At 38.4% G+C, this 2,022-nt stretch carries 2 protein-coding genes; both read right to left on the bottom strand.

Going from position 1 to position 2,022, the window contains the following annotated elements; translation table 11 throughout:
• On the bottom strand, window positions 1–669 hold a 669-nt coding region (locus tag KKC46_09660), incomplete at its 3' end, for a MoaD/ThiS family protein (GenBank protein MBU1054081.1).
• Window positions 670–1,132: 463 nt separating this feature from the next.
• Window positions 1,133–1,486: a hypothetical protein gene (locus KKC46_09655; protein ID MBU1054080.1), complete on the bottom strand. Its 354-nt coding sequence runs from the start codon at window positions 1,484–1,486 to the stop codon at window positions 1,133–1,135.
• Window positions 1,487–2,022: the final 536 nt, after the last annotated feature.

Below are 2,022 nucleotides of genomic sequence, written 5' to 3'. Positions count from 1 at the left end.
TCCATGCCTTTTACTTTTAAGCGGAATGCACCTTGGCCCTGCATGGTTTAACTGTACAACCGCAATCGCCCCTTGCTTTTGTATGGTTTTTGCCAGTTTGATCATACCTGGAATCTGTGAGTCATCCCAGAGCCCGAGACTGCAGGGAACAATACGCCCATTGGATTGAACTGATGTTGCCTCGACTATTACAAGCCCCATATCCTTTGAGCGTTCTTTGTAAAAATGAAGGATATCTTGGGTGACCAAGCCTTTGGATGTCCCATAGTTGGTTGTGATAGGAGGGAGTACCAGCCTGTTTTTAAATGACATGTTTTTTATTGTCAACTCACTATTAAGTGTTATCATTTGCTTTTTTTCTCCTGAAATGATTCGTGTATTTTCAATACGCCATATATTTTTTAATCCCTGTAAATTTCTATATGGTTCAGCGGTGAAATTAGGAACAACGGCTACTCGATTTCCATCTTTAATCACAGTATCAAACGGAGTGATCCTACCATTTATAAAAATTGCCTCGACTTCTTTTTTGCTAAGTCCTATTTGGGAAAGAAGATCCTTTGCGCTAAGACCTGATGCTATTTCCATAACTGCTTTAGAATATTCTATATTTGCTGCTTTAAGTTTTTTTTGCAGAGACGAAAATGCATTAGACGTAATAGTTGGCATACTCCAACCCTTTATTGATTAAAAACTATTAAAGGATATTAAAATTTTTGTATTTTCACAATATGAATTAGAATTAAGATGACTCACATCATCATTCACCCGAATCTTGATTAAATAAAGTTTTGATTTGTATCGGTATTCTAAACAATGCGGGCTTCTGAATACTCCACCGATCTTCGGATACTTAGTCTTGAGTACAGGTTTTGGTTTTGTGGAACTTGGAGTAGTCAGGACTATGAATACCAGCAAGTCCTCGCTTTTAAGTGCCAGGTCCAACCCAGACTTATACCATTTATTACACAAAGAGATTATCCCCACCCTGAAAACTTAACCGCATACCCTGTTAATCAAAATCCGTGTTTTAAAGGGATATTTTCGTTCATAGGGTCGGTCAATGCAAAAACCTGAGGCTGATAGTCAAAATGCATCCCCAGATTTCACCAACATTACAGATGTAAAGAGATCAAGGAATGGTACTAAAACCGCCACTTGAATTTCCCGTGAAAGACTTTCCCATGATACCAGATTGTGCGGAATTGGCGTTTTTATACGCTACAGCGACCTGGTTACCGTACATGTAAACTCTTTCAATGCTGTACCCATTATTCCCATAGCATTGAGGAACATTGTAGGTAATTGTAAATTGGGGGGCAGGAATATTTCCGGTCATACCATAAGCATCCAGATCTTGGCGGATGCAACTGTACTGATCCGCCAGGAGATCCTGTTTGTCTTGAAAGCTGAATTGAAGGAGTGAGGCCGTGAGAAGCCCGGCCAGAAAAAATATCATTCCGCAAAATCTGTTCTTACTTTTCATAATTCCCTCCGAATTGATGATGGTTGACAACTTTGTTGGCAATTGCATCTATGGTTTGTGTTTAAAGCAAAGATAAATGCAAAACGTATACCAATCCTAATCCGAAAATGAAGGTTAGGATACACGCTAAATACTATTTTTGCGTTGAAAAAATAGCATTTTGTCCATACGCTCTGCGATAACGTTTAGCCCGCAGATTCTCACAGAAAGTATTGTTTTGGTATCCTTGATAATTTCGGCATCCAAATGATCAAAACAGGGATACTTATCCTTGAGTGTCGGTTTTTTATTTTATTGAAGCCGAGATATTCATAACACCGACTAATACCAGAAGAATTAAACGCCTTTGACTTAAGAGCTCACAGCGACTGTAGATAGACACTATAATCGCCCCTAACTATTCAAAATTATATATGGCATTAAAAAAATAAAGATCTGTCCATTGTTAAGGCTCAACTATTTATTAGTTGAGATATTGGCATTATCCAATGCCTCCCTGACCTTAGTAGCCAAGCTTTCTTTAGAAAATGGTTTTG

It is taken from the genome of Pseudomonadota bacterium (assembly GCA_018817425.1).
Taxonomy (GTDB): Bacteria; Desulfobacterota; Desulfobacteria; order Desulfobacterales; family RPRI01; genus RPRI01.
The sequence above is the reverse complement of the archived record's forward strand: the minus strand, read 5'-3'. Positions and strand labels throughout refer to the sequence as shown.

Coding starts and splice junctions, on each gene's coding strand:
- KKC46_09655 (MBU1054080.1), bottom strand. CDS start 1,486: ATGAAAAGTAAGAACAGATTTTGCGGAATGATATTTTTTCTGGCCGGG.